This is a genomic window from Mycobacterium sp. E1715, assembly GCF_001667625.1.
In the GTDB taxonomy this organism is placed as follows: Bacteria; Actinomycetota; Actinomycetes; order Mycobacteriales; family Mycobacteriaceae; genus Mycobacterium.
Window position 1 is genome coordinate 1 of sequence record NZ_LZJJ01000482.1, and the last position, 872, is coordinate 872.

At 71.6% G+C, this 872-nt stretch carries 1 protein-coding gene; it reads left to right on the forward strand.

All coding sequences use genetic code 11. The features are described 5' to 3' along the window. A partial coding sequence (locus tag A9X03_RS24075; protein WP_231975452.1) for an aminotransferase class III-fold pyridoxal phosphate-dependent enzyme occupies positions 1-872 on the forward strand: 872 nt, incomplete at both ends.

Sequence of the window (872 nt, forward strand, 5' to 3'; positions counted from 1 at the left end):
TGGTCGCGGTCGCCGCGCGGGGGGCCACGTTGACGTTGATCCGGGACGGCGAGCCGATCGAGGCGCTCGACGCGATGAGCTCGTGGTGGACCGCGATTCACGGGCACGGCCACCCGGTGCTGGACGCGGCGCTGACCACGCAGCTGGGAGTGATGAACCACGTCATGTTCGGCGGGCTCACGCACGAACCGGCCGCCCGGCTGGCGCAGCTGCTGGTGGACATCACCCCGGCCGGGCTGGACACCGTGTTCTTCAGCGATTCCGGATCGGTGTCCGTCGAGGTCGCGGTCAAGATGGCGCTTCAGTACTGGCGCAGCCGCGGCCGGCCCGGCAAGCACCGGCTGATGACCTGGCGGGGCGGCTACCACGGCGACACGTTCACGCCGATGAGCGTCTGCGATCCCGACGGCGGCATGCACACGCTGTGGACCGACATCCTGGCCCGCCAGGTGTTCGCCCCGCAGGTCCCGCGCGACTACGACCCCGGCTACACCGCGGCGTTCGAGCAGCAGCTCGCCGAGCACGCCGGCGAACTGGCGGCCGTCATCGTCGAACCGGTGGTGCAGGGCGCCGGCGGGATGCGCTTCCACGACCCCCGCTACCTGCGCGACCTGCGCGAGCTGTGCCGGCGGCACGACGTGCTGCTGATCTTCGACGAGATCGCCACCGGCTTCGGCCGCACCGGCGAGCTGTTCGCGGCCGACCACGCCGGGGTGAGCCCGGACATCATGTGCGTGGGCAAGGCTCTGACCGGCGGCTACGTCACCCTGGCCGCCACGCTGTGCAGCACCGACATCGCGCAGGCCAGCGCATTGGCCATGAAGGTGGGCCCGTGCATCAGCGCGCCGGCCTCGCCGGCGCTGATGGTGTGC